Raw genomic sequence first — 24,478 nt, 5'->3', positions numbered from 1 at the left:
CCCTTTTTTATAGTGGGTTAACAAAAGTCTGAACAAAGCGGCAGGCGATGCCGTTCCGATTTTTGTTAATGCACTATAAACTTATCCGGATTTTCTTTGTAAGGAGTAACACATGAAAGTAGGTTTTGTCGGCTGGCGCGGTATGGTCGGCTCTGTTTTGATGCAGCGTATGAAAGAAGAAAACGACTTCGCCCACATTCCCGAAGCGTTTTTCTTTACCACTTCCAACGTCGGCGGCACTGCCCCTGATTTCGGTCAGGCAGCCAAAATATTGTTGGATGCCAACGATGTTGCCGAATTGGCAAAAATGGACATCATCGTTACGTGTCAGGGTGGCGATTACACCAAATCCGTCTTCCAACCCCTGCGCGACAGTGGCTGGAATGGCTACTGGGTTGATGCGGCTTCGTCCCTGCGCATGAAAGATGATGCCATCATCGTCCTCGACCCTGTCAACCGCAACGTTATCGACAACGGCCTCAAAAACGGCGTGAAAAACTACATCGGCGGCAACTGTACCGTTTCCCTGATGTTGATGGCTTTGGGCGGCCTGTTCCAAAACGATTTGGTTGAATGGGCAACCAGCATGACCTACCAAGCCGCTTCCGGCGCGGGTGCGAAAAACATGCGCGAACTCATCAGCGGCATGGGCGCGATTCACGCCAAAGTGGCAGACGAGCTTGCCGATCCTTCCAGCGCGATCCTCGACATCGACCGAAAAGTGTCCGATTTCCTGCGCAGCGAAGACTATCCGAAAGCCAACTTCGGCGTACCGCTCGCCGGCAGCCTGATTCCGTGGATTGACGTGGACTTGGGCAATGGTCAGTCCAAAGAAGAATGGAAGGGCGGCGTGGAAACCAACAAAATCCTCGGCCGCAGCGACAATCCGACCGTAATCGACGGCTTGTGCGTGCGCATCGGTTCTATGCGCTGCCACAGCCAAGCCCTCACCCTGAAACTGAAAAAAGACCTGCCTGTTTCCGAAATCGAAGCGATTTTGGCAGGCGCAAACGACTGGGTGAAAGTCATCCCTAACGAAAAAGAAGCCAGCATCCACGAGCTGACTCCTGCCAAAGTTACCGGCACGCTGTCTGTTCCTGTCGGCCGTATCCGCAAACTGGAGATGGGCGGCGAATACATCAGCGCGTTCACTGTCGGCGACCAACTCTTGTGGGGTGCTGCCGAGCCGTTGCGCCGCGTATTGCGCATTATCTTGGGCAGCCTGTAATTTAGGTTGGCATGAAAAAAGCAACGGTTTGGGCCGTTGCTTTTTTTGTCACAATAAGGCCGTCTGAAATGTTCAGACGGCCTTATTTCCTATTCTTTTTTACCGGCCAAACCGATTTCTTTGGTGGAATCGCCAACTTTGATTTGCGCCTTACCGGCAATTTCTTCAGCCTGCGGGCCGAAGAGTTTCAAATCATAACGGCCGTTTTCGATACCGTTCAAACTGGTTTTACCGCTGATGGCGGCTTTGCCATTGTTATTGGCAATGCCTGCGGCAAGCAGGTCGACATTATCGTGGGAAGTCATGCTGCTGATTTTGCCGTAACCTTGTTTTTTATCGAAATCGACGGTGTATTTCAGACGGCCGCTGCGGTCGTCGCCGTTAAACGCAATACCCGAATACTGATAGCTGCCTTGTTTGGGCAAATTGCGATACGCAGTTTCATCGCCTTGGACTTCGCCGACGGTGAATGTGTATGTATCGAGGTTTTGCAGCTTGCCTGCGTCATCGGCTTTTTGTTTGGTGTAACGCGCAGCAACAGTGGAATAATTTTGTTTATACACTTGGAAGTCGCCCGTTTCCAAAGTAATGACTTGGCCGTTTACCTTAATTTTTTGGGCGTAGTCGTAAGAAGATACTTTATCGGTTTTCAAAAAGCCGGTATCGAGTTTGCCGCCTTTTTGCAGGGTTTGCGGTTTACCGTTGGCCGTCAGCTCCAACGTACCGTTTTCAGGGACGGATTCGTTCAATTCAACGGACAACACGCCTTTCGGATGCGGATTGAGCGGCTCGGTCACGGCATTCGACAAGCCGCTTGTTGCACCACCGCAGGCAGCCAACATCAAAGACAGGGAAGCAGTCAAAGCAAAAATACGGAGGGTTCTCATCATTTTTTCCTTTCCTTTTTTATTTGATATGATATTTATCATATACCTAAAAAAATGAACAATAAATGATTTTTGTCAAAATTAAGTATTTTGAATATTAATTTTATAAATATTGAAACATTTTTAGAATATCGGATATTCAGTCCATCCCGCCTCCCTTCCGCTATAATCATTTTATTTTGCAAACGGACTTCATCATGCCGAAAATCACCCTTATCGCCGCCTACGCCGCCCGCCGCTGTATCGGCATCAACAACACCATGCCTTGGCATTTGCCCGAAGATTTTGCCTTTTTCAAATCCTACACCACCGGCAAACCCGTCATTATGGGTCGCAAAACATGGGAATCGCTGCCGCGCAAGCCGCTGCCCGGTCGTCAAAATATCGTCATCACCCGCCAAGATTATCAGGCCGAGGGCGCGCAAACGGCGGCTTCTTTGGAAGATGCGCTGGCTTTGTGTCAGGGGGTTGAAGAAGTCATCATCATGGGCGGCGCGCAAATTTATGCACAAGCCCTGCCGATTGCCACCGATTTGCGTTTGACCGAAGTCGGTTTGGATGTGGACGGCGATGCGTTTTTTCCTGAGTTTTCCACAGAAACATGGCAAGAAGCCTCTCGGGAAAACCATGTTTCCGCCAAAGGCATCGAATACGCGTTTGTGCATTATGTGAAGGCATAATCCGACAACGCAAAGGCCGTCTGAAACCCTGTTTTCAGGTTTCAAACGGCCTTTTTATTTCGTTTGTTTACGGCATGCTGTTTAAGCTGTTTTGTTTTTCAAAGGCAGTTTGATATGCGGTTTGGCCGGCTTGGGTGCTTCTTTCAGTCCAAGTTCGATTTGCTGCTCTTCGCTCAACAAATTGCTCCAGTCGCCTTTTTTATACCAGTCGCGGCCGTCCAACTCGATGGGGTGTTGGATGCGCTCGCAACCGTTGCCGCATTGCAAATCGTCTTCTTTGCAGTATTTGTCGCAACCCCAGCAGATACGCTCGGGATTTTTCGGGAAAATGGGAAATTTCTTGGCCATGATGTTCTTCTTTTGTTTGTGTGCGGTATGGACAGAATTATAAGTGATTTGAATGGGGCTGGCGGCGGGTTTATCGTGTTTTACGCTGATTTTTTAAGATGTGTTAACCTTTCAGACGGCCTATACTGTAAAAACTATCCCTATGCGGTACAACAAAAGGACCCAATATGAACATATGCCGTCTGAAGCCTGAATTTGTCGAGCCTTTAGCCCTCGCGCTGTTTGAGGAATGGCACGATTTTGCGCCGTGGTCGTCTCTGGACAAAATCCGTGCGTATTACGCGCAGTGCCTTAATGGGGATGACTTGCCGCTGGCGTTTGCGGCTGTGGATAAGGAAGGGCGGCTGATGGGTTCGGCGGCATTAAAGCAGTTTGATATGGCGTGTTTTCCCGAATACGAATATTGGCTGGGCGATGTGTTCGTTTTACCGCAATTTCGCGGTTTGGGCGTAGGCAGGCAGCTGATCTCGTTTTGTCTGGATAAAGCACGCGAACTGGGGTTGCCGCATCTGTTTCTCTATACGCCGGATGTGCAGGCCGTATATGAAAAGTTCGGCTGGAAAGAAATCACCCAGACTTGGCATAATGGAGAAACCGTATCCGTCATGAAATTGGATTTATAGCTTGAAAAGAATAAAAGGCCGTCTGAACATTTGGTTTCAGACGGCCTTTGCCTTTGAACAATCCACAACTACCCTATCCGCTTAAACGGCGGCAGGCAGGCCAATAATTGTTGGCCGTAACGTTGCGTTTTGACGCGGTTGTCGAGGATGGTGACGCGGCCGTAATCCTGTTCGGTACGGATAAGGCGGCCGACGGCTTGGATTAATTTAATGCTGGCTTCGGGCACCGTAATTTCGATAAAAGGATTGCCGCCGCGTTGTTCAATCCAACGGTTTTGGGTTTTCTCGATGGGATTGTCCGGCATCGCAAACGGCAGCTTGGCAATAATGACTTGTACGCAGGCCGTGCCGGGCAGGTCGAGGCCTTCGGCAAAACTGTCGAGTCCGAAAATAATGCTGGCTTTGCCTTCGGCAATGGCTTGATGGTGCCTTTGTAACAGGACGGCCTTGGGCAACTCGCCCTGCACAAGCAGAAGCGGCAAGTATTCTTCAGGCAGGCGCAAGGCGACATCCTGCATTTGCTTGCGCGAGGAAAACAATACCAGCGTGCCGATGGCTTCAACCGGCGAAACCAGCTTCGGCAACCATTCGACAATGGCGGCCGTATGCGCATCAGGGTCTTTGGGGCTGGCTTGAACCGGCGGAATATACAGCTCGCCTTGCGTATCGAAATTAAACGGGCTTTCCAAAGCAAGCGTGGTGATTTCGGGCAGCCACAACAGGCCGGTTTGACGCAAAATCAGGTTGAAGCTACCGAGCGATTGCAGGGTGGCCGAAGTCAATACCGCGCCTGCCGCGCGCCGCCACAGGCTGTTGGCAAGGTGGGATGCGCTGCTGATGGGGCTGGCGTTGAAAATATAGTCGTTTTTGTCGTCGGCACGACGGGTTATCCATTTCGCCAACGGCTCTTCGCCTTCAATGGGAACGGTGGAGAGTAAATCCCAAACCGCGCTGATTTGTTCGATACGGGCGATAAAAAGGCCGAACTCACTGGTCAGGCGGTCAAGGAGCGCGCCGTCCTGCTCTTTTTCGCGGCGCGCGGCGGAAAGCGCATCGTTCAAGCCGACAACATGTTTGAGCAGGCTACGCGCGGCAATGGCCGTATTGGAAACTGTGGTTTCCAGGCCTTCGGGGATTTTGCCGTCTTCCCACAGCCAAGTCGGTTCGTTGTGTTTCCGCCTGTCGTTTTCAGACAACCCCAGACTTAAAGACGGCTCTTCCGCTAAGTGAAACTGCCATTCATGCAGGCTGTCGAGCAAGGATGTGGCAGCTTCGTCGGCAAGGTTGGCAAGTTCGGCTTTATCGGTCAGCGCGGCAATTTTGCCGGTAAGCTGCGGCAGTTTTTCCAGCGTCCAAACGGCAATATTCCATGAATGTTCGGCGGCAAAGCGGCTGAGGGCTTTTTTGGACAGGTGGTGCGCTTCGTCTATGCAATAGAAACTGTTTTCAGGCGCAGGCAGAATCACGCCGCCGCCCATACTGATGTCGGCAAGCAGAAGATCGTGATTGGCAACGACGACATCGACGGTTTCCAAGACATCGCGTGCCAGGTAAAACGGGCATTCCGGACGGTTGGGACAGGCGGATTTCAGGCAGCCGTGGCGGTCGTTGGTCACTTTGAGCCAAATCGTGTCATCGATTTTTTCCGGCCAAGTGTCGCGGTCGCCATTAAAGCGGCGGGCGGAAAATTCATCGGCAATGTCGCGCAGCAGGTTCAATTCTTCAGGCTTGGGTTTGCTGTCCCACAACACTTCCGGCGCTTCAAAACCAAGCAGGTTTTGCTGGGCATTGTTTTGCGTCAGTTGATAGAGTTTGTAGGGGCAAAGATAACGGCCGCGTCCCTTGGCAAGCGCAAAGGTCAGCTCCAAACCGCTTTTTTCGACCAGAAACGGCAAATCGCGGTCAACCAACTGCTCCTGCAAAGCCACCGTCGCACTGCTGACGATCAACCATTTGCCGCGCGTTTGCGCCATGATGCCGCCGGCCAAAAGGTAGGCCAACGATTTACCCACACCGGTCGGCCCTTCGATCACGGCAATGCTCTCACCCTCGCGTTTGGGCGCTTCTTCGCCTTCTTCACGCGTCAACGTCCGCGAAAAAGCGTTGGCAATCGCCGCAATCATTTCCCGCTGCGAAGCGCGCGGACGGAAACCGGGCAGGTTTTTGCCAATGTTTTGGTAATGGTCGCGGATGGCGTTTTTTTCTAAATCGGTGAGCATTGAGGCCGTCTGAATGGGTTTGCAAGAATAGCGTATTTTAGCATTTTTACCTTAATGAAGCCTTCGTAAAGTCTTACTCTATTTTAGGGTTTGGCATTTTGATGGCAATGGACGAACCGAAAAACCATAATCGGTTTTAACCAAGCAAAAGGCCGTCTGAAACTTTAGCCGCACTGATGCAGAGGCACCCACAATTTTTGCTTTTCGGATTTGTTTTTCTCGTAGCGGTTCCACGCTTTTTCATGAAAATAAAAGACGACGGTATTGACGATGGGTTCGACCAAAGCCACCGCGCTGGAAACGCCGATACTGCCGGTCAGAATATAGGCGACACTAAATGCGACGCTGAAATGCAAAATAGCAAATGTAATGGTTTTAATCATGCTGTTTTCCTGATACATTGATGTTTTAATAGCTACATAATAATTATTATCAACTAACACGTATATTTTAAATCCTTTATCCTGATTTAGATTTTATAAATCGATATTTTATTTTTGATAGGAATTTTATGAATCCGCTCCAAATTGTCGTCCTCGACCGCGATACCCTCGTCAATCGCCCGTTTGAATTTGATTTTCCACACACATTAAGCAGCTACGGCACAACCGAAGCGCACGAAACGCTGGCGCGCATACGGGGTGCGGACATCATCATTACCAACAAAGTCGTGATTTCCGCCGAACACATCGCCGCCAACCCGCAGCTCAAACTGATTGCGCTAGCCGCGACGGGCGTCAACAATGTGGACGTTGAGGCCGCCAAACAAAATGGTACGGCAGTGTGCAATATCCGCGCTTACGGCAATGAATCCGTGGCGGAACACGCGTTTATGATGATGATTACCCTGATGCGCAACCTGCCTGCCTACCAGCGCGACGTTGCGGCAGGCTTGTGGGAAAACTCGCCGTTTTTCTGCTACCTCGGCGCACCGATGCGCGATTTGAACGGCAAAACGCTGGCGATTTTCGGTCGCGGCAATATCGGTAAAACACTGGCAACTTATGCTCAGGCTTTCAAAATGAATGTCGTGTTCGCCGAACATAAAAATGCCCAAAGCGTCCGCGACGGCTATGTTTCCTTTGACGAAGCCATCCGCTCCGCCGATGTCGTGTCGCTTAATTGTCCACTCACACCGCAAACGGCAAACATGATAGGCGAAGCCGAATTGCAACAAATGAAACCCGGCGCCATCCTCATCAACTGCGGGCGCGGCGGCTTGGTCGATGAAGCCGCTTTGGTTGCGGCGTTGAAATACGGCCAAATCGGCGGTGCAGGTTTTGACGTGTTGACACAAGAGCCGCCGCGCGACGGCAACCCTCTGCTGAAAGCCCGACTGCCCAACCTCATCGTCACGCCACACATTGCATGGGCAAGCCAAGAAGCCGCAAACCGCCTGTTTGACATCCTTTTGGATAACATCAACCGCTTCGTGGCCGGCAATCCGCAAAATCTGGTTTAATCTATGGAAAACCTGTTGATAAGGTTGTGAACAATTTTAAAGGCCGTCTGAAATATTCAGACGGCCTTTATTTATCTTTATTTATTTCATAAAGTTATCTATCAAGTAGATTAAATCATTTCATTCTTCATTGTGGATAACCCTATAAAAAGGCCGTCTGAAATACTCAGACGGCCTTTTGTTTGCCCGGGCAAATTAAATATCGTATGTGGTTGAAGCGGTATCGCCGCCCTTGCCTGTCCAGTTGGTATGGAAAAACTCGCCGCGCGGTTTGTCGGTACGCTCGTAAGTGTGCGCGCCGAAGTAGTCGCGTTGGGCTTGCAGCAGGTTGGCGGGCAGACGCTCGGAAGTGTAGCCGTCAAGGAAGGTAATTGCGGAAGCCATGCAAGGCATCGGAATACCGCACTCAATCGCTTTGGCCACCACTTTACGCCATGCAGGCAGACAAATTTCCAATACGCCTTTGAAATAAGGATCGGAACCCAAGAAGACCAAATCAGGATTGGCCTCGTATGCGTCGCGGATGTTGCCCAAGAACGCGCTGCGGATAATGCAGCCTTCGCGCCACAAGAGGGCAGTATTGCCGTAATTCAATGCCCAATCGTTGTTTTCGCTGGCTTCGCGGATCAGCATAAAGCCTTGTGCATAAGAAATGATTTTGGATGCCAACAGGGCTTGGCGTAGGGCTTCGACCCATGCGGCTTTGTCGCCTTCAATCGGGGTAATGGTTTTGCCAAACAGGCTGTTTGCTTGGGTGCGTTGGTCTTTAAACGCGGACACGCAACGTGCAAATACGGCTTCGGAAATCAGGGTCAACGGGATACCCAAATCGAGGGCATTGATGCCGGTCCATTTACCTGTACCTTTTTGACCTGCGGTATCGAGGATTTTTTCGACCAAAGGTTCGCCGTTTTCATCTCTGTAACCCAAAATCGCGGCGGTAATTTCGACCAGATAAGAATCCAGTTCGGTTTTGTTCCACTCGTTGAAGATTTGGTGCATTTCGTCATAAGACAGGCCCAAACCGTCTTTCATGAATTGGTACGCTTCGCAAATCAACTGCATGTCGCCGTATTCGATGCCGTTGTGCACCATTTTGACGAAGTGGCCCGCACCGTCACGGCCGACCCAGTCGCAGCAAGGTTCGCCTTGAGGCGTTTTGGCGGAGATGGCTTGGAAAATCGGTTTGACGGCAGGCCATGCGGCTTCATCGCCGCCGGGCATGATAGAAGGACCGTGACGCGCGCCTTCTTCACCGCCGGATACACCGGCACCGATAAAGCGGATACCTTTTGCCGCCAGCTCGTGGGTGCGGCGGGTGGAATCGGGATAGTTGGCGTTGCCGCCGTCAATAATAATGTCGCCTTGGTCCAAAAGCGGGACAAGTTGCTCGATAAAGTCGTCCACAACAGAACCAGCGCGTACCATCATCATGATTTTGCGTGGTTTTTCTAATTTATTAACCAGATCTTGCAGTGAATATGCACCGATAATATTGGTATTTTTGGCTGCGCCGTTTAAAAAATCATCTACTTTGCTAGTCGTCCGGTTGTATGCGACAACTTTAAAGCCGTTGTCGTTCATGTTGAGAATCAGGTTTTGCCCCATTACGGCAAGGCCGATTACGCCAATGTCGCCTTTCATTTTGTGAAACTCCGTTATTGATTAATTTTATCTAGCGTAACTCTAGCTGATTTACACGTTTTTAACAATCCTTAACTTTTTAATTTTTTGAAAAGATGCCTTTACGTTTCAGACGGCCTTTGCCTTTAGGAAAATAAACTATAATTTAGATTTTAAATAATAAATAGAAGATGATATTGAGTGCTGCTACAGATTGTTGATAACTTTGATTACAAAAAATTTTCAAATACTTAGCTAATATTTTTTGATGAGGATAAAGTAAGGTCGGCCTTGTTTGCAGATGTGGATAAAATTTTCCTGCCGCTCCATTCTGTGGGTAACTTTTTGCCTGTGCACAATCTTAGCTTGTTTTATACTTCTCCAATTGGAACTGATTGACTAGAGAAATAGTCAAATGGTTTTTTATTTCAAGCTATTTTCATATTTCCTTTTATTTAAGCTGGGAAAAGGCCGTCTGAAAATATGTCAATAAGGGTGTGCATATGAAGTTTTCCTTTAGTATTAAACTGTTATCCGTTTTGATTTTGGCCGCTTGTGCGCAACAGCCGGTTCAAAAGCCCCAAGTTTCCCTGCCCTCTGTATCTGTGGACAACCATGCGCCGGAGCAAGGAACAGGTCTGACGGAGCAGAAATTAATCCGCGCCAAACATTATATGGCGGCGTCTGCCAATCCGCTGGCAACTGAAGCCGGTTATGAAATTTTGAAGCGCGACGGCAGTGCGATAGATGCGATGATTGCCATGCAGACAACTTTGGGACTGGTTGAGCCGCAGTCTTCCGGATTGGGCGGCGGTGCGTTTTTGGTGTATTGGGACAATAAGGCGAAAAAGCTGACGACGTTTGATGCCCGTGAAACGGCGCCGAAAGCGGCAACGCCGGGGCTTTTCTTGGACGAAAACGGCAAACCGATGGGCTTTATGAAAGCAGTGGTCGGCGGCCGTTCGGTCGGTGTGCCGGGGATTCCAAAGCTGCTCGAAGATGTCCACAAGCGTTACGGCAAATTACCGTGGGCAAGTTTGTTTGAGAAACCGATTACTTTGGCGGAACAAGGTTTTGCTGTTTCTCCGCGTATGGCGAAATCCATCGAGCAAAATTTGGAACCCTTGCAACGTTATCCGCAAACCGCCGCTTACTTCCTGCCTGACGGCAAACCTTTGGCTGCGGGAACGGTGTTGAAAAACCCTGAATTTGCGCGTTCCGTACGTCTATTGGCGGAAAAAGGCAGTGCGCCGTTTTATCAGGGAATGCAGGCGCAGAATATTGTTCGTGCCGTTACCAGTGCTGTGGATAATCCTGGCAAAATCAGCATGGCGGATTTGAAAAACTATCAAGTTATCGAGCGTAAGCCGGTTTGTGCGCCGTATCGTGAATATGAAGTTTGCGGCATGGGCGCGCCAAGTTCCGGCGCAATCGCTTTGGGGCAGATTTTGGGCGTATTGCAGAATCAGGATATGAAAGCGTTGGGATCGGAAAATATCCACAGTTGGCGCTGGATAGGCGATGCGTCGCGGATTGCTTTTGCCGACCGTGATTATTATGTCGGCGATCCCAAGTTTGTAAACGTTCCGACCCGTGCCATGATTTCTCAAGCTTATTTGAAACCGCGTGCCGAAGAAATCCGCAAGGCTGACAAGGCATTGGAAACTATTCAGGCAGGCAAGTTTGGCAAAGCATACGCGCAGGGCATGGCGGTCGAGCTGCCGTCCACCAGCCATTTGGTGGTTGTGGATAAAGACGGTAACGTTGTATCGATGACGACTTCGATTGAAAACGCGTTCGGTTCGGGGCTGATGGCAAACGGTTATCTGCTCAACAACGAATTAACCGATTTTGCCTTCAATCCTGTCGGAGAGGATGGTAAAACGGTGGCAAATAGCGTTGCTGGTGGAAAACGTCCGCGTTCTTCGATGGCGCCGACCATTGTGATGAAAGACGGAAAACCTTATATGGCAGTCGGTTCGCCAGGTGGCAGCCGCATCATCGGTTTCGTTGCCAAAACGCTGGTGGCGCATATCGACTGGGGCATGGACATTCAGGCGGCAATCTCTCTGCCGAATATGCTTAATCGCGGCAGCCAGTATGAGATCGAGGATAAAACCGCTGCGGCGGATAAAGCAGCTGCGTTGGAAAAATTGGGCTATAAAGTTCAAATCCGCGATTTGAATTCCGGCGTGCAAGGCATTGTGATCGGCAAAGAAGGTTTACTCGGCGGCGCCGACCCGCGCCGTGAAGGCAAGGTCATGGGCGATTGATATTGTCGGTTTGACATGTAAAGACCGTCTGAACAGCTTCGTTTCAGACGGCCTTTTTAGTTTGGGAAAATATATGGATAAGATGTGTATAAGAATAACATTAAATTTTAATATTTTTATTTTTCAATAAGATAAAAGATATGAATATGTGGATAATTACTTGTGGAAAACAACATGATTTAGGCCGTCTGAAAGGTTCAGACGGCCTTTTCATTGGACTGCTTTATCTATTTTCTATCAGGCTGCCGGCAGCTCGTGAAAAGCGCTGGGCAAGTCTTCGTCATTGGCAAACTCAACCCATTCGTAAGCGCTTTCATCTGCCAAAACGGCACGCAACAGTGCATTATTGATAGCATGACCTGATTTGTAACCTTCAAATGCACCGATAATCGGATGGCCGACAATGTACAAATCGCCAATCGCATCCAGGATTTTGTGGCGGACAAATTCATCGGGATAACGCAAACCTTCCGGATTCAAAACATCCATGTCGTCAATCACGATGGCGTTGTTCAAATTGCCGCCCAGTCCGAGATTATGGGCGCGCATCATTTCCACTTCGTGCATAAAGCCGAAGGTACGGGCGCGGGCAATCTCATCGATATAGGATTTTCCTGCAAAATCAATCTCGAAAGTAGGTGCACTGCGGTTGAATACGGGATGATCAAATTCGATGGTTAAAGTAACTTTAAAGCCGTCATAAGGCGTAAAGCGTACCCATTTTCCGGTTTCTTTGATTTCAATGGGTTTGAGGATTCTCAAAAAACGTTTTTGGGCTTTTTGATCCACCACGCCTGCATCTTGTAAAAGGTAAATAAACGGCAGGCTGGAGCCGTCCATAATCGGAATTTCAGGCGCGTTCAATTCAATCAAGGCATTGTCGATGCCGTAGGCAGACAGTGCCGACATAATATGTTCAATCGTGCCGATGCGCACGCCTTTATCGGTAACGATGGTTGAAGAGAGGCGGGTATCATTGATTAAATAAGGATTCAATTTGATTATTTCGCCCATTTCCCCGCTTAAATCAGTACGGCGGAACGAAATACCGCTGTTTTCTTTGGCAGGATGCAAAGTCAGAGCGACCCTTTCGCCCGAATGCAGGCCAACGCCGGTAACGCTTACTAATTTGGCTAAAGTCCGTTGCAACATAATTGCTTCCTTTTAAAAAGTCTGATGGGCAAATGATACGTTAAAAAGGAAAAAACAAGCCATCATTTTTAATAGTATTTGCCAATATGGATGTTTTGCGGGTGTGAATTTCAAAATTTTAATTATCCACAATAGCATGTGAAATTGAAGTGGGTAATTTGGGTTTTATCCACAGAAAAATAGAAGAACTAAGATTCTATCCTTTTTTATTTCGGCATTCAGTTGGGGTTGGCCTCAAAGATAAAAAGCGACTATCAAATTGGTTTTAAAGAAAGTTATTCCGTTATCCACAGATGGTTTGGTTCTTCATCAAAATCATCATTTTAAAAATTAAAATATTATGATTTGAAGAAAACACTGAATTATCAACACAAAAATGGCAAAATACGGAGGAAATAGAACTAAGTTTATGATTTCCATAAACTTATGAAACTTTTAAGATTGGAAAAAGGTTTTTATGAAATAAAATATCAAAATTAAGGACTGATTCGATTTGCCTGATATTTTCCTACAAACAAGAATTTCATGTTTTCTTTATTTAAATCAAACAACTTAAAAGTAATTATCTATAATCCTAGAAAGTAATTTTATTTCAGGATACAATGGCTTTACTGAAAAATTTTTCCCATTCCATCTAATTAGGAGTAGCAAAATGAGTATTAAAGTAGCGATTAATGGTTTTGGCCGTATCGGTCGTCTGGCATTGCGTCAAATTGAAAAAGCCCAAGGTATCGAAGTCGTTGCTGTTAACGACTTGACTCCTGCAGACATGCTGTTGCACCTCTTCAAATACGACAGTACTCAAGGCCGCTTTGAAGGCTCTGCCGAATTGAAAGACGACGCTATTGTTGTTAACGGCAAAGAAATCAAAGTATTTGCCAATCCTAATCCTGAAGAATTGCCTTGGGGCGAGCTGGGTGTGGACGTCGTCCTCGAATGTACCGGTTTCTTTACCAATAAAACCAAAGCGGAAGCCCATATCCGTGCCGGTGCGCGCAAAGTTGTGATTTCTGCACCTGGCGGCAATGATGTGAAAACCGTTGTATACGGCGTAAACCAAAATATTTTGGATGGTAGCGAAACCGTCATCTCCGCCGCTTCTTGTACGACTAACTGCCTGGCTCCTATGGCTGCGGTATTACAAAAAGAATTCGGTATTGTCGAAGGCTTGATGACTACCATCCATGCCTATACCGGCGACCAAAACACCCTTGACGCGCCACACCGCAAAGGCGACTTCCGCCGCGCCCGTGCCGCTGCCTTGAATATCGTACCGAACAGCACTGGTGCCGCTAAAGCCATTGGCTTGGTTATCCCTGAATTGAACGGTAAACTTGATGGTTCTGCCCAACGCGTTCCTGTTGCTACCGGCTCTTTGACCGAACTGGTTTCTATTCTCGAACGCCCTGTTACCAAAGAAGAAATCAACGCAGCCATGAAAGCTGCCGCCAACGATGCTTTAGGCTACACTGAAGATCAAATTGTTTCTTCCGACGTCATCGGTATCGAATACGGCTCACTTTTCGATGCGACTCAAACCCGCGTGATGACAGTTGGCGACAAACAATTGGTAAAAACCGTTGCTTGGTACGACAATGAAATGTCTTACACTTGCCAATTGGTTCGTACCTTGGAATTTTTTGCCAGCAAAATCTAAAAAATAACGGGCTGAATCAATCAGTCTGTGGATAATTAAAAGGCCGTCTGAACATTTCAGACGGCCTTTTGTGTGTAGATAGATTCAATTTGCAATCAGATTGTGGATAGTTTAATCACTGTGGCACATTTGTTTTCTATCCTAAACTGCACTTCATAATCCGCAATATTCATTACATAAACCCGTTCGGGAATATCTTGATAGGCAGGGCGAGGATCTTGGGCGATGCTTTGCTCAATGAGATGTTTTTCTTCTGTGGATAAATGTTCTGCAAGCGTACTTTCTGCCCAGACAACGTTCAATTCTTCAGGTTTGCCGCTGACAAAGCCTGATGATGCGTCAGGTTTGGATTCGACAAACGGGATGTAGGGTTTGATATCCACTACCGGAGTACCGTCTAATAGGTCTGCGCCGCTGCAATAGATGCGGACAGGTTTGCCTGTTTCGATGCGTTCGAGTTTCAGCAGGGATAAACCGAGATGATTGGGGCGGTGCGGGCTGCGCGTGGCAAATACGCCCATTTTTTGTTTGCCTCCAAGCCGTGGCGGACGCACCATTTGCGCCCAACCTTCATCCAATACGCCGTGGAAAATAAAACTTATCCACACGTAGTCGAAATCTTCCAAGCCCCGAACGCTGTCTGTGGTAAATTCAGGATTGAATTCAATGCAAATTTCTGCCGCAGGAACCAAACCGGGTTGGCGGGCAATGCCGAATTTTTGTTTGTAGGGGGAATGAACGGTTGCAATAGGCGTAATCGAATAGGACATAATTTATGGATAAAAATTCTGTGCAAACTGTCATCATATCACAGATGTTTTCCCACATTTTGCGGTAGTAATTTGTTATAATACAAAGCATTTATTCCAAATGTCCGTACATTGGTAATAAATGTTCAATTCAAATTATATAAATAAAATCAATAGGTTATATTAATCCATGATTGTTTCCATCGATGTAGATGCACAAAAAACGTTTACGCCTTTGTGCCCGAAAGAATTGCCCGTTGCCGAAGGTCATCTGATTGCGGATGAACTCAATGCTCAAGCTGCATTGGCGGATTTACGCGTAATGACGAAAGATGCGCATCATGCCGCGGCAAAATGGCTTGTGGATAATCCTGTTGATATGTTGAAACCGACGGGTTTACCCGATGCGGATTTGACTTGGGTATCGCATGCGATGGTTGGAACATATGGCTATGATTTGTTGGATGGCCTGCCTTCAGCCAAAGAATACAATTATTGCGTTTGGAAAGGCGTCGATCCTGAGTTACATCCTTACGGCGCATGTTTTCACGATATTGAAGAAAAGCTCAGTACAGGTTTGATCGAATGGTTGCGCTGTCAAAATGCAGATACAGTCATTGTCGGCGGTTTGGCAACGGATTATTGTGTGAAAACGACAGTTTTACAGTTGCTTAAAGGCGGGGCTTGGAAAGTCATCGTCAATCAGGCGGCTTGCCGTGGCATTGCTCCGGAAACGGTTGAATCTGCATGGCGGGAAATGCGTTCTGCCGGAGCTATTATTTTAGAAAACGCCGAAGAAATAAAAAAATACATTAATAATCAATAAAATATATTTAAATCCTATTGTTTCACGTGAAACATCTTTCAAAATATGAAGATTTTACTTGTCCGCTTGTCCAGTATGGGCGATTTAATTCATACGTTGCCTGCAGTTGAAGATTTGGCGCGACAATGTCCTGAGGTAGAACTGCATTGGTTGTGTGAGGCCGGATTTGCAGATATTGCGCGCTTGCATCCTTTTGTCAAAAAAGTTCATGTAATGAAATGGCGGCAATGGCGCAAGCACCTTTTTCAGGCTGAAACGTGGCGTGAAATAGGCCGTCTGAAAACAGATTTACAGGCTGAATCTTTTGATTTTGTTTTAGATAGCCAAGGACTGATTAAAAGCGCATGCTTTGCCAAAATGGCGAAATCCCCTATTTACGGTTTGGATAAGCGCAGCGCGCGTGAAAGTTTGGCGGCCCTTGCGTACAGTAAAACGTTTGCCGTGCCGAAAGGTAAAAATGCGGTTTGGCGAAACCGTGAATTATTCGCCCAAGTATTTGGTTATACAATGCCTGAAACGCAGGTATTTGGTTTATCGGTTCCTGAATCAGGCCGTCTGAAAAATGTGCAATCCCCTTATTATGTTGCTTTGCATGCAACCAGTCGCGACAGTAAATTATGGCTGGTAGAACACTGGCGTGCATTATTGAAAAAGTTGAATGAAGAGCAACAATGCAATGTATATCTGCCGTGGGGAAATAAAACCGAAAAAATGCGAGCCGAACAGATTGCAAGCGATTTACCGTTTGTTTTCGTTTGCGATAAAATAAATTTATTACAGGCTGCATTTTTATTGAAAAACGCAGAGGGTATTATTGGCGTAGATACCGGACTACTGCATCTTGCCAATGCATTGGAAAAGCCTGTCGTTGGAATTTATACAGATACAGATCCGGCCAAGACCGGCGTTCAAGTTTCGGCTTATGCAAAAAATTTAGGCGGTATTGCTCAAATTCCCAATGTTGACGAGGTTTATCAAACCTTGATGGATTGTGTTGCAGCATACGGTAAATAATTGCTGGGGAGTTGGATTTATTTCTGAGTAAATGCTTTAGAAATGATATAATTCCGCTCTATTTGCCAAGATTTATACAAATTTGGTTTTGTCATATTGGTGAAAACTGAATTGGATTTTATATAAAGAATGTATCAAAAGCAGTATGCTTGATTTGATGGACATTCTTTTTAGGAGAATTGAATGAAAGCACTGGTCGCAGTAAAGCGCGTAGTGGACTACAACGTCAAAGTTCGTGTGAAAGCCGATGGTTCCGATGTGGATATCGGTAATGTCAAAATGTCGATGAATCCGTTTGATGAAATCGCGGTAGAAGAAGCTGTCCGTTTGAAAGAAGCCGGAAAAGTAAGCGAGATTGTTGCCGTCTCTCTTGGCGAGAAAAAATGCGAAGAGACGTTGCGTACTGCTTTGGCGATGGGTGCCGACCGTGCGGTTCATGTTGAGACTGATGCGAAGTTGAAGCCTTTGACCGTTGCGAAATTGCTGAAAGCTGTTGCGGATAAAGAAAATCCGCAAATTTTATTGCTGGGCAAACAGGCAATTGACGATGACGCCAACCAAGTTGCCCAAATGCTGGCTGCGTTGTTGAATGCGGCTCAAGGTACTTTTGCATCAAAAGTGCAAATTGAAGGCGAAGAAGCATTGGTAACCCGCGAAATTGACGGCGGCGAAGAGACTGTTGCATTGAAGCTGCCTGCGGTGATCAGTGCGGATTTGCGTTTGAACGAACCACGCTTTGTCAAACTTCCTAATATCATGGCGGCAAAGAAAAAACCTTTGGAAAAATTAAGTCCTGCCGATTTGGCTGTGGATATTTCTCCGCGTTTGAATACCGTGAAATTTGCCGAACCTAAAGCACGTCAAGCCGGTGTGAAAGTGGCTGATGTTGCCGAGTTGGTTGAAAAGCTGAAAAACGAAGCCAAAGTGATCTAAGGAGTATGAAATGAGCGTATTGATTATTGCGGAACATAATAACCAACATTTGAATCCTGCCACTTTGCATGCGGTAACGGCTGCCGCCAAATTAGGTAATGTAGATTTATTGGTCGCCGGCAGCAATGCTGCTGCGGTGGTTGAAGAGGCGAAACAGGTTGCAGGCGTAGTGAAAGTTTTGGTAGCCGATGCGCCCTATTACGTTGAAGGTTTGGCAGAAGAATTGGCGCCTTTGGTTGTTAAACTGGCTGCGGATTACCGCTATGTGGCTGCGACTGCAACTGCGTTTGGTAAAAATCTATTGCCCCGAGTAGCAGCCCTATTGGATGTGCCACAAGTTTCCGATTTAACCGAAGTTGTGGATAACTCGACATTTGTCCGTCCGATTTATGCCGGTAATGCGTTTGAAACTGTTCAATCCAATTCTGAAAAACTGGTGTTGACTTTCCGTGCGACAGCATTTGATGCTGCCGGACAAGGCGGTAATGCAGAAGTGGTCAATGTTGAGGCAACGCCTGCTCAAAACCTGAGCCGTTTCGTAAACCGTCAACTTTCTCAGTCTGACCGCCCTGAATTGACTCAGGCAAAAGTGATTGTTTCCGGTGGCCGTGCATTGGGCAGTGCTGAAAAATTTAATGAAGTGTTGACTCCTTTGGCAGATGTTTTGGGTGCGGCGATTGGTGCATCCCGTGCGGCAGTGGATGCCGAGTATGCGCCAAACGATGCCCAAGTCGGACAAACCGGTAAAGTGGTTGCGCCGCAACTGTACTTTGCTATCGGTATTTCCGGTGCTATCCAACACGTTGCCGGTATGCAAGACAGTAAAGTAATTGTTGCCATCAACAAAGATGCTGACGCTCCGATTTTCAATGTGGCAGACTACGGCTTAGTTGGTGATTTGTTTGAAGTTGTGCCTCAACTGACAGAAGCACTGAAAAACTAATGTTTCACGTGAAACGTTCAGACGGCCTTTGTTATATAAGGCCGTCTGAAAATATTTTGGCATGATTACAACCTATAAAACCATTACCACTCCGACACAGGCTGAATTTAAAGATAAAGGCAGCCGCTTCATCGCATACGCCTATCCGATCCGCACGTTGGCCGATGTGAAGAAATATCTCGACCCATTAAAGGAAGAGCACCACAAAGCACGACATTGGTGTTACGCCTACCGATTGGGTGTGGATGGAATGCAGTTTCGCGCAAACGATGATGGAGAACCGTCCGGAAGCGCAGGCCGCCCTATTCTGGGGCAGATTGATTCTGTCGGTGTGACGGATGTGTTGATTGTGGTTGTGCGCTATTTTGGCGGTACGCTATTGGGTGTTCCCGGTTTGATTCATGCCTATAAGGAATCAACGGCTCAGGCACTGGCAATAGCAGAAGTTGTTGAAAAGAATGTCGAAAAGACAGTTTGGTTGAAATGTGAATATCCTGTTTTGAATGAGGCGATACGGATTGCCAAACAATATCAGGCCGATATTGTGGAACAGGATTTGCAGCTGGATTGTAAGTTGACAGTGAAAATAGCGTTGGCCGATTATGAAGCTTGTATTGCTGCTTGGAAAAATACACGCCAAATTGAAGTAAATACTGAGAAGCCGTTTGAATAAAAGGTCGTCTGAACATATTTGATTAATCAAAAGTTTCAGACGGCCTTTGATGTTTTAGCCTTGGTATCTGTCTAAAGCATTTACGCTTGAGCGCAAATGTTCCCAAGCCAGTTGATGAAATTCCCCCAATGCGTTCCATAGGGCATCTTCGCTCATAATGCTGTATTCGCCCTGTGTACGCAAATCAACATCTGCACCTTCTTCAATGGCTTGATAACACGCTTGGTATTCGTTGGTATAGAATTCATCCATGTCCTGCATGAGGCTTACAGCATGTTTCCAGCGGGCGATATCTGCCTCTAGTTGCGGCAGTAATTCGCACCATTCGCGGTATTTGCTTTGAATTTCGTCAATACGTTTTTGCATGATTTTCCTTTCGTTGTTTGAAATTAGAGTATGGTTGTCTTGGTGCAATATTATTCTTAATTTGAAACAGCTATACAAGATGGAGCAATAATTCCATCGATTGAATTTAATTGACAACATCTATTCTTCAAGGAGACGGTATGAAATTGCTCGTTATTGGTAATGGTGGACGTGAACACGCACTGGCTTGGAAATTGGCGCAGTCGTCTAAAGTAGAAACTGTCTTTGTTGCACCTGGTAATGCCGGAACGGCAATTGAACCTAAACTTCGGAATATCGCATTAACGGCGCATCAAGATTTGATTGATTTTTGCCGTAATGAAAATATTGCCTTTACTGTAGTCGGCCCTGAAGCGCCTTTGGCTGCAGGTGTGGTCAATGACTTCCGTGCTGCCGGATTGAAGATTTTTGGCCCGACTCAATACGCGGCCCAGTTGGAGAGCTCAAAGGATTTTGCTAAAGCGTTTATGGCAAAATATAACATTCCAACCGCGCAATACCAAACCTTTGAAAATGCCGATGCGGCACATGATTACGTCAACCGAAAAGGTGCGCCGATTGTTATTAAGGCGGATGGTTTGGCTGCCGGTAAAGGCGTGATTGTCGCCATGACTTTGGATGAAGCCCATGCCGCTATTGACGATATGTTGTTGGGCAACAAAATGGGCAATGCAGGCGCGCGTGTTGTGATTGAAGATTTCCTGCAAGGCGAGGAAGCGAGCTTTATCGTTATGGTGGACGGCAATCATGTTTTGCCGATGGCAACCAGTCAAGACCATAAACGCCTGCTGGATGACGACAAAGGCCCTAATACCGGCGGTATGGGCGCATATAGCCCTGCTCCGGCGGTAACGCCTGATGTTTACGAGCGCGCGATGAATGAAATTATTTTGCCGACTGTGGCCGGTATGAAAGCAGAAGGTCATGAATTTACCGGCTTTTTATACGCGGGCTTGATGATTGATAAAACAGGTGCGCCTTATACCATCGAATTCAACTGCCGTTTCGGCGACCCTGAAACCCAGCCGATTATGAGCCGTTTGGATAGCGATTTAGTGGACTTGGTTGAAGCGGCAATCGACGGCAAACTGGATAGTGTTACCGCCGAATGGAATCCGCAGCCTGCGGTAGGTGTAGTGTTAGCCGCACAAAATTATCCTGACTCTCCGAAAAAAGGCGATGTGATCTTCGGCTTGGATCAGGCTAATCAAATCGGTAAAGTTTTCCATGCCGGTACTGCAACGAATGAAAAAGGCGAAGTTGTAACCAACGGCGGCCGTGTGTTGTGTGTAGTCGGTTTGGGCGATGATGTTGCACAAGCTAAGAGTAAGGCTTATGAGGCATTGGAAACAATCCGTTTTGACGGTATGCAATACCGTAAAGACATTGCCGATAAAGCCATCAACCGTTAATAATGAATAGAAATAGGCCGTCTGAACACAGATTGTCCGACAATCTCAGTTTCAGACGGCCTTGGTATGATGATGATGTTTCCCAGAATTTTATCGGCTGCAGCCCAACGCAGGCTGCAGGCGCATCTTAAAAAAGGTGGTTTGGTCGCCTATCCCACCGAGTCTTGCTATGGCTTGGGCTGTGTCCCTACTTTGCCTAAAGCACTCAATCAACTGATCCATCTGAAAAAACGACCGCAACACAAAGGCATGATTGTCATTGGGCATAGCTTGGAACAGTTGCAACCTTTGCTGCAAAGGCCGTCTGAAAATATCCAAACCATGCTGCATGAAGCATGGCCTGCTCCGAAAACTTTTTTATTGCCGGCCGGCAAAAAAGTATTGCCCTCATTGCGGGGAAAAAGACGTAGTAAATTGGCTGTCAGAGTTCCTGCGCACGCAGGTGCAAGACGTTTGTGTCAGGTTTTGGAAATGCCTTTAGTCTCTACTTCATGCAATCGTGCAGGCAAACGAGCGTGCAAAACGGAAAGGGAAGTCAGAAGACAGTTTGGCAGGAAAGTCTGGGTTGTAGGCGGATTGATAGGTAAGCAGAAAACGCCCAGCCAGATTATTGACGGAGAAACAGGGGCAAGGCTGCGTTAAAGAAGAATTGTATTTTCAAAGGAAAGGTATTTATTTGGAGAAGCAAATTTTTTCCAAAAGATTGGAATACCTGTGTGAAAAGCATTTAGCGCAGATCCAGTTTGATGCATAGCAGTCTAGAGGATAAAGCAGTATTTTGTGAAAGAATGAAGCAAATTTTGAGCGTAAATGAATCGCTTTAATAAATTATTTTTGAATAAACAAATTTTGTGGATAAATTTGAAGATAAATTTCCATAAAAACATAAAAATGCCGTCTGAAACTTGATATTCAAAGCATTCAGACGGCCTTTTAAATATTTAAACTGTGGATAACTTTGTGAATAAGTGTGGATTAAAGCTTATGTCCGCACACAGTTTCGTATTGTTTTTCAGTAATCGTACCGCTCATGACGCTCATTGGGCGGATGCTGGTCGGAGTATAGCTTTGGTTGGAAATTACCCGGCCGTGTTCGTCCATCAGTTGCAGCGCTGCCAGGCGATAGGTTTTGTTTGAGCAATGAATTTCCCAGCTGCCGATGGCTGTTTTATAGGCCGGCGTGTTGACGAAACGTTCCTCTTTCAGTTTGGAAACGGTTTTTTTATCGCGGAAAGTAACCAGTGCGCCATTTCTTTTAATGCTGCTTCTATCAATAGCCACTTTGATATTGCCTTCAGAGATGGTGCCGATGTTGGTCCAGCTGCCGCCGCCGCTCGATGTGGTGGTTGTTTCACAGGCACTCAACATCAAAGCCGCAAATACGGTTGCAGCTAGGGAAAAACGTTTGATATTCATAAAACCTCATTATTTACAGAAAGTCAGCCGATATTATCCGTGAAGATGGCATATATCGTAAATCGATTTTGCAAAGTTGAACCTCTGAAAAGAATTTTATGAAAAATACGCTGAAAAGGCCGTCTGAAACCTGTCTTTCAGACGGCCTTGGAGTGTAAAATCATGTATAATTGCAAACAATTTGGTTTTCATCCCATAGGAAGATCCGACATGATTAACCCTATCGCTGCACTTTCCCCATTAGATGGCCGCTACGCCAAATCCGTTGAAGCATTGCGTCCGATTTTCTCCGAATACGGCCTGATGCGTGCGCGTGTCAAAGTTGAATTAAACTGGCTCAAAGTCCTTGCCGCCGAACCTAAGATTGTAGAAGTTCCTGCTTTCAGCGATTTTACGCTTGCCGAAATCGACAAAGTGATCGAAAACTTCTCGCTTGAAGATGCTGCCGCCGTCAAAGCTATTGAGGCGACCACCAATCATGATGTCAAAGCCATCGAATATTGGCTTAAAGAACGCTTCTCCGGCGTGCCTGAAGTGGCTGCTGCCAGCGAGTTCATCCACTTTGCCTGCACCAGCGAAGACATCAATAACCTGTCCCACGCTTTAATGCTGCAAGAAGCGCGTGAGACTGTTTTGCTGCCGAAACTGGCCGAAATCATCAAAAAACTGACCGGCATGGCGCATGAGTTGGCTGCCGTCCCTATGATGAGCCGCACGCATGGCCAGCCTGCGACACCAAGCACATTGGGTAAAGAAATCGCCAATGTCGTGTACCGCCTGCAACGCCAGTTCAAAAACCTGCAAGCGCAAGAGTTCCTCGGCAAAATCAACGGCGCAGTCGGCAACTACAATGCCCATATGGTCGCTTATCCCGATGTGGATTGGGAAACCCATTGCCGCAACTTCGTTGAAATCAGCCTCGGCCTGACCTTCAACCCCTACACCATTCAAATCGAGCCGCATGACTATATGGCGGAATTCTTCCAAGCCATCAGCCGTGTCAACACGATTCTGATCGACTTCAACCGCGATGTTTGGGGCTATATTTCTTTGGGTTACTTCAAACAAAAAGTTAAAGCAGGCGAAGTCGGTTCTTCCACCATGCCGCACAAAGTCAATCCGATTGACTTTGAAAACTCCGAAGGCAACCTCGGTATGGCCAATGCCGTATTGGGCTTTTTGTCTGAAAAACTGCCGATTTCCCGTTGGCAGCGCGACCTGACCGACAGCACCGTATTGCGCAATATGGGCGTAGGCGTGGGCTATACCATATTGGGCTTTGCCGCCCATCTGCGCGGTCTGAACAAGCTTGAGCCGAATCCTGCCGCCCTTGCTGCCGATTTGGACGCTACTTGGGAGCTGCTGGCCGAGCCGATTCAAACCGTAATGCGTCGTTACGGCGTAGCCAATCCTTACGAGAAGCTGAAAGACCTGACACGCGGTAAAGACGGCATTACGCCTGAAGTGTTGAAACTCTTTATCGAATCGTTGGAAATTCCGGCAGAAGCCAAAGCCAAATTGCTTGAGCTGACCCCTGCGTTGTATGTGGGTAAGGCCGAAGAGTTGGCAAAACGAATTTGATTTATAAAAAAGCCATTTGAATCTTCAAATGGCTTTTTTTGAATTAAATATATAGTATGAAAATAATGAAGAAAGTTTTAGATGTTTAAATATTTTCCAAGTAAGGAAAATTTGATTATATGGTTACCAATCGGCTTGTTAGTCAGTATATTACATTTTCATGGAAAAATTCCTTTTAAAAATATATTTGATACTTTTATGGGTTTGACTCCAATATATGTATTATTGGCATATCTTCATTTTCTTAGGTTTCTACAATTATGTAATTTTCCGTATCTTGTTTCTATTCAAATAGAGGCAAGAATTATTGATGTTTTAAATAGTATTGTCTCTTTTCTAATTGGATTTTCGATATGTACAAGTTTTTTTATACCCTTTTGGAAAGAAAGTTCTAAAGGATATCTCTTTCTTTT

Annotated in this window: 23 protein-coding genes; 14 read left to right on the top strand and 9 right to left on the bottom strand. The window is 46.8% G+C overall.

Features of this window, described 5'->3' with window-relative positions; genetic code table 11:
• Positions 1-112: 112 nt before the first annotated feature.
• Positions 113-1,228, top strand: coding sequence for an aspartate-semialdehyde dehydrogenase (gene asd / locus ACTHTG_RS05750; RefSeq protein WP_308538591.1), 1,116 nt, complete (start codon positions 113-115; stop codon positions 1,226-1,228).
• 89 nt (positions 1,229-1,317) lie between these two features.
• On the opposite strand, the gene ACTHTG_RS05745 is transcribed toward asd, so the two are convergent.
• Positions 1,318-2,115, bottom strand: a complete 798-nt coding sequence (locus tag ACTHTG_RS05745) for a factor H-binding protein (protein WP_308538601.1) — start codon at positions 2,113-2,115, stop codon at positions 1,318-1,320.
• 197 nt (positions 2,116-2,312) lie between these two features.
• On the opposite strand from ACTHTG_RS05745, the gene ACTHTG_RS05740 reads away from it, so the two are divergent.
• Positions 2,313-2,795 carry a dihydrofolate reductase gene (locus ACTHTG_RS05740; RefSeq protein WP_049349171.1) on the top strand — a complete coding sequence of 161 codons (483 nt, stop codon included), beginning with the start codon at positions 2,313-2,315 and terminating at the stop codon, positions 2,793-2,795.
• 81 nt (positions 2,796-2,876) lie between these two features.
• Here the strand turns inward: ACTHTG_RS05740 and ACTHTG_RS05735 are convergent, their stop codons facing one another.
• Positions 2,877-3,143 (bottom strand): DUF3079 domain-containing protein, encoded by a 267-nt coding sequence (locus ACTHTG_RS05735; RefSeq protein ID WP_003686685.1) that lies wholly within the window; start codon positions 3,141-3,143, stop codon positions 2,877-2,879.
• 167 nt (positions 3,144-3,310) lie between these two features.
• Between ACTHTG_RS05735 and ACTHTG_RS05730 the strand changes: the two genes are divergently transcribed.
• A complete protein-coding gene (locus ACTHTG_RS05730; RefSeq protein WP_308538590.1) occupies positions 3,311-3,766 on the top strand; it encodes a GNAT family N-acetyltransferase in 456 nt (151 codons plus the stop codon).
• Between the two features lie 68 nt (positions 3,767-3,834).
• Here ACTHTG_RS05730 and dinG read toward each other — a convergent pair whose 3' ends face one another.
• Both dinG and ACTHTG_RS05720 read right to left on the bottom strand, forming a co-directional pair.
• Positions 3,835-5,985, bottom strand: coding sequence for an ATP-dependent DNA helicase DinG (dinG, locus tag ACTHTG_RS05725; protein ID WP_308538589.1), 2,151 nt, complete (start codon positions 5,983-5,985; stop codon positions 3,835-3,837).
• A gap of 164 nt (positions 5,986-6,149) precedes the next feature.
• Entirely contained in the window at positions 6,150-6,368 is a 219-nt protein-coding gene (locus ACTHTG_RS05720; protein ID WP_070826381.1) for a DUF2061 domain-containing protein, read from the bottom strand.
• A 128-nt stretch (positions 6,369-6,496) separates the two neighbouring features.
• Here ACTHTG_RS05720 and ACTHTG_RS05715 point away from each other — a divergent pair, with 128 nt between their 5' ends.
• On the top strand, positions 6,497-7,447 hold the full coding sequence (locus ACTHTG_RS05715; protein WP_004519196.1) for a D-2-hydroxyacid dehydrogenase: 951 nt from the start codon (positions 6,497-6,499) through the stop codon (positions 7,445-7,447).
• A 195-nt stretch (positions 7,448-7,642) separates the two neighbouring features.
• Here the strand turns inward: ACTHTG_RS05715 and gnd are convergent, their stop codons facing one another.
• Positions 7,643-9,091 (bottom strand): decarboxylating NADP(+)-dependent phosphogluconate dehydrogenase, encoded by a 1,449-nt coding sequence (gene gnd, locus ACTHTG_RS05710; RefSeq protein WP_004519195.1) that lies wholly within the window; start codon positions 9,089-9,091, stop codon positions 7,643-7,645.
• A 482-nt stretch (positions 9,092-9,573) separates the two neighbouring features.
• Here gnd and ggt point away from each other — a divergent pair, with 482 nt between their 5' ends.
• A complete protein-coding gene (ggt, locus tag ACTHTG_RS05705; protein WP_049335672.1) occupies positions 9,574-11,343 on the top strand; it encodes a gamma-glutamyltransferase in 1,770 nt (589 codons plus the stop codon).
• Between the two features lie 237 nt (positions 11,344-11,580).
• Here the strand turns inward: ggt and lpxC are convergent, their stop codons facing one another.
• Positions 11,581-12,495: a UDP-3-O-acyl-N-acetylglucosamine deacetylase gene (gene lpxC / locus ACTHTG_RS05700; protein WP_070504107.1), complete on the bottom strand. Its 915-nt coding sequence runs from the start codon at positions 12,493-12,495 to the stop codon at positions 11,581-11,583.
• Between the two features lie 652 nt (positions 12,496-13,147).
• Here lpxC and gap point away from each other — a divergent pair.
• Complete coding sequence (gap, locus tag ACTHTG_RS05695) at positions 13,148-14,152, top strand: type I glyceraldehyde-3-phosphate dehydrogenase (RefSeq protein ID WP_070504110.1); 1,005 nt, start codon at positions 13,148-13,150, stop codon at positions 14,150-14,152.
• A 95-nt stretch (positions 14,153-14,247) separates the two neighbouring features.
• On the opposite strand, the gene tsaA is transcribed toward gap, so the two are convergent.
• A complete protein-coding gene (gene tsaA / locus ACTHTG_RS05690) occupies positions 14,248-14,922 on the bottom strand; it encodes a tRNA (N6-threonylcarbamoyladenosine(37)-N6)-methyltransferase TrmO (RefSeq protein ID WP_004519192.1) in 675 nt (224 codons plus the stop codon).
• Positions 14,923-15,091: 169 nt separating this feature from the next.
• On the opposite strand from tsaA, the gene ACTHTG_RS05685 reads away from it, so the two are divergent.
• The 5 genes from ACTHTG_RS05685 to ACTHTG_RS05665 all read left to right on the top strand — a co-directional run bounded on the left by ACTHTG_RS05685 (position 15,092) and on the right by ACTHTG_RS05665 (position 19,290).
• Positions 15,092-15,727: a nicotinamidase gene (locus tag ACTHTG_RS05685; RefSeq protein WP_004519191.1), complete on the top strand. Its 636-nt coding sequence runs from the start codon at positions 15,092-15,094 to the stop codon at positions 15,725-15,727.
• A gap of 45 nt (positions 15,728-15,772) precedes the next feature.
• Positions 15,773-16,741: a lipopolysaccharide heptosyltransferase I gene (gene waaC / locus ACTHTG_RS05680; protein ID WP_440360575.1), complete on the top strand. Its 969-nt coding sequence runs from the start codon at positions 15,773-15,775 to the stop codon at positions 16,739-16,741.
• Between the two features lie 183 nt (positions 16,742-16,924).
• On the top strand, positions 16,925-17,674 hold the full coding sequence (locus ACTHTG_RS05675; protein WP_440360574.1) for an electron transfer flavoprotein subunit beta/FixA family protein: 750 nt from the start codon (positions 16,925-16,927) through the stop codon (positions 17,672-17,674).
• Between the two features lie 10 nt (positions 17,675-17,684).
• The gene (locus tag ACTHTG_RS05670) at positions 17,685-18,617 is read left to right on the top strand and encodes an electron transfer flavoprotein subunit alpha/FixB family protein (protein WP_308538582.1); all 933 of its coding nucleotides are present in this window, start codon (positions 17,685-17,687) and stop codon (positions 18,615-18,617) included.
• A 61-nt stretch (positions 18,618-18,678) separates the two neighbouring features.
• Positions 18,679-19,290 (top strand): IMPACT family protein, encoded by a 612-nt coding sequence (locus tag ACTHTG_RS05665; RefSeq protein ID WP_308538581.1) that lies wholly within the window; start codon positions 18,679-18,681, stop codon positions 19,288-19,290.
• Positions 19,291-19,344: 54 nt separating this feature from the next.
• Here ACTHTG_RS05665 and ACTHTG_RS05660 read toward each other — a convergent pair whose 3' ends face one another.
• Positions 19,345-19,656: a DUF4298 domain-containing protein gene (locus ACTHTG_RS05660; protein WP_308538580.1), complete on the bottom strand. Its 312-nt coding sequence runs from the start codon at positions 19,654-19,656 to the stop codon at positions 19,345-19,347.
• Positions 19,657-19,796: 140 nt separating this feature from the next.
• Here ACTHTG_RS05660 and purD point away from each other — a divergent pair, with 140 nt between their 5' ends.
• Both purD and ACTHTG_RS05650 read left to right on the top strand, forming a co-directional pair.
• Positions 19,797-21,068 (top strand): phosphoribosylamine--glycine ligase, encoded by a 1,272-nt coding sequence (purD, locus tag ACTHTG_RS05655; RefSeq protein ID WP_308538579.1) that lies wholly within the window; start codon positions 19,797-19,799, stop codon positions 21,066-21,068.
• 72 nt (positions 21,069-21,140) lie between these two features.
• On the top strand, positions 21,141-21,710 hold the full coding sequence (locus tag ACTHTG_RS05650; RefSeq protein WP_039861929.1) for an L-threonylcarbamoyladenylate synthase: 570 nt from the start codon (positions 21,141-21,143) through the stop codon (positions 21,708-21,710).
• A gap of 333 nt (positions 21,711-22,043) precedes the next feature.
• Here ACTHTG_RS05650 and ACTHTG_RS05645 read toward each other — a convergent pair whose 3' ends face one another.
• Entirely contained in the window at positions 22,044-22,484 is a 441-nt protein-coding gene (locus ACTHTG_RS05645) for a surface-adhesin E family protein (RefSeq protein ID WP_004519182.1), read from the bottom strand.
• A 210-nt stretch (positions 22,485-22,694) separates the two neighbouring features.
• On the opposite strand from ACTHTG_RS05645, the gene purB reads away from it, so the two are divergent.
• On the top strand, positions 22,695-24,065 hold the full coding sequence (purB, locus tag ACTHTG_RS05640) for an adenylosuccinate lyase (protein WP_004519181.1): 1,371 nt from the start codon (positions 22,695-22,697) through the stop codon (positions 24,063-24,065).
• The last annotated feature ends 413 nt before the right edge of the window (positions 24,066-24,478 follow it).

The sequence above is a fragment of the Neisseria sp. P0017.S009 genome (assembly GCF_051957375.1).
GTDB lineage: Bacteria > Pseudomonadota > Gammaproteobacteria > Burkholderiales > Neisseriaceae > Neisseria > Neisseria perflava.
This window is presented reverse-complemented; position numbering and strand designations above follow the sequence as displayed.

Excerpts from the sequence above, each read along its gene's own strand:
- ACTHTG_RS05720 (WP_070826381.1), bottom strand. The coding sequence starts at position 6,368 with ATGATTAAAACCATTACATTTGCTATTTTGCATTTCAGCGTCGCATTT.
- ACTHTG_RS05670 (WP_308538582.1), top strand. The coding sequence starts at position 17,685 with ATGAGCGTATTGATTATTGCGGAACATAATAACCAACATTTGAATCCT.
- purB (WP_004519181.1), top strand. The coding sequence starts at position 22,695 with ATGATTAACCCTATCGCTGCACTTTCCCCATTAGATGGCCGCTACGCC.
- ACTHTG_RS05650 (WP_039861929.1), top strand. The coding sequence starts at position 21,141 with ATGATGTTTCCCAGAATTTTATCGGCTGCAGCCCAACGCAGGCTGCAG.
- ACTHTG_RS05675 (WP_440360574.1), top strand. The coding sequence starts at position 16,925 with ATGAAAGCACTGGTCGCAGTAAAGCGCGTAGTGGACTACAACGTCAAA.
- ACTHTG_RS05715 (WP_004519196.1), top strand. The coding sequence starts at position 6,497 with ATGAATCCGCTCCAAATTGTCGTCCTCGACCGCGATACCCTCGTCAAT.
- ACTHTG_RS05735 (WP_003686685.1), bottom strand. The coding sequence starts at position 3,143 with ATGGCCAAGAAATTTCCCATTTTCCCGAAAAATCCCGAGCGTATCTGC.
- ACTHTG_RS05660 (WP_308538580.1), bottom strand. The coding sequence starts at position 19,656 with ATGCAAAAACGTATTGACGAAATTCAAAGCAAATACCGCGAATGGTGC.
- ACTHTG_RS05685 (WP_004519191.1), top strand. The coding sequence starts at position 15,092 with ATGATTGTTTCCATCGATGTAGATGCACAAAAAACGTTTACGCCTTTG.
- waaC (WP_440360575.1), top strand. The coding sequence starts at position 15,773 with ATGAAGATTTTACTTGTCCGCTTGTCCAGTATGGGCGATTTAATTCAT.
- ACTHTG_RS05665 (WP_308538581.1), top strand. The coding sequence starts at position 18,679 with ATGATTACAACCTATAAAACCATTACCACTCCGACACAGGCTGAATTT.
- dinG (WP_308538589.1), bottom strand. The coding sequence starts at position 5,985 with ATGCTCACCGATTTAGAAAAAAACGCCATCCGCGACCATTACCAAAAC.
- asd (WP_308538591.1), top strand. The coding sequence starts at position 113 with ATGAAAGTAGGTTTTGTCGGCTGGCGCGGTATGGTCGGCTCTGTTTTG.
- ggt (WP_049335672.1), top strand. The coding sequence starts at position 9,574 with ATGAAGTTTTCCTTTAGTATTAAACTGTTATCCGTTTTGATTTTGGCC.
- tsaA (WP_004519192.1), bottom strand. The coding sequence starts at position 14,922 with ATGTCCTATTCGATTACGCCTATTGCAACCGTTCATTCCCCCTACAAA.
- purD (WP_308538579.1), top strand. The coding sequence starts at position 19,797 with ATGAAATTGCTCGTTATTGGTAATGGTGGACGTGAACACGCACTGGCT.
- ACTHTG_RS05740 (WP_049349171.1), top strand. The coding sequence starts at position 2,313 with ATGCCGAAAATCACCCTTATCGCCGCCTACGCCGCCCGCCGCTGTATC.
- gap (WP_070504110.1), top strand. The coding sequence starts at position 13,148 with ATGAGTATTAAAGTAGCGATTAATGGTTTTGGCCGTATCGGTCGTCTG.
- gnd (WP_004519195.1), bottom strand. The coding sequence starts at position 9,091 with ATGAAAGGCGACATTGGCGTAATCGGCCTTGCCGTAATGGGGCAAAAC.
- ACTHTG_RS05745 (WP_308538601.1), bottom strand. The coding sequence starts at position 2,115 with ATGAGAACCCTCCGTATTTTTGCTTTGACTGCTTCCCTGTCTTTGATG.
- ACTHTG_RS05645 (WP_004519182.1), bottom strand. The coding sequence starts at position 22,484 with ATGAATATCAAACGTTTTTCCCTAGCTGCAACCGTATTTGCGGCTTTG.
- ACTHTG_RS05730 (WP_308538590.1), top strand. The coding sequence starts at position 3,311 with ATGAACATATGCCGTCTGAAGCCTGAATTTGTCGAGCCTTTAGCCCTC.
- lpxC (WP_070504107.1), bottom strand. The coding sequence starts at position 12,495 with ATGTTGCAACGGACTTTAGCCAAATTAGTAAGCGTTACCGGCGTTGGC.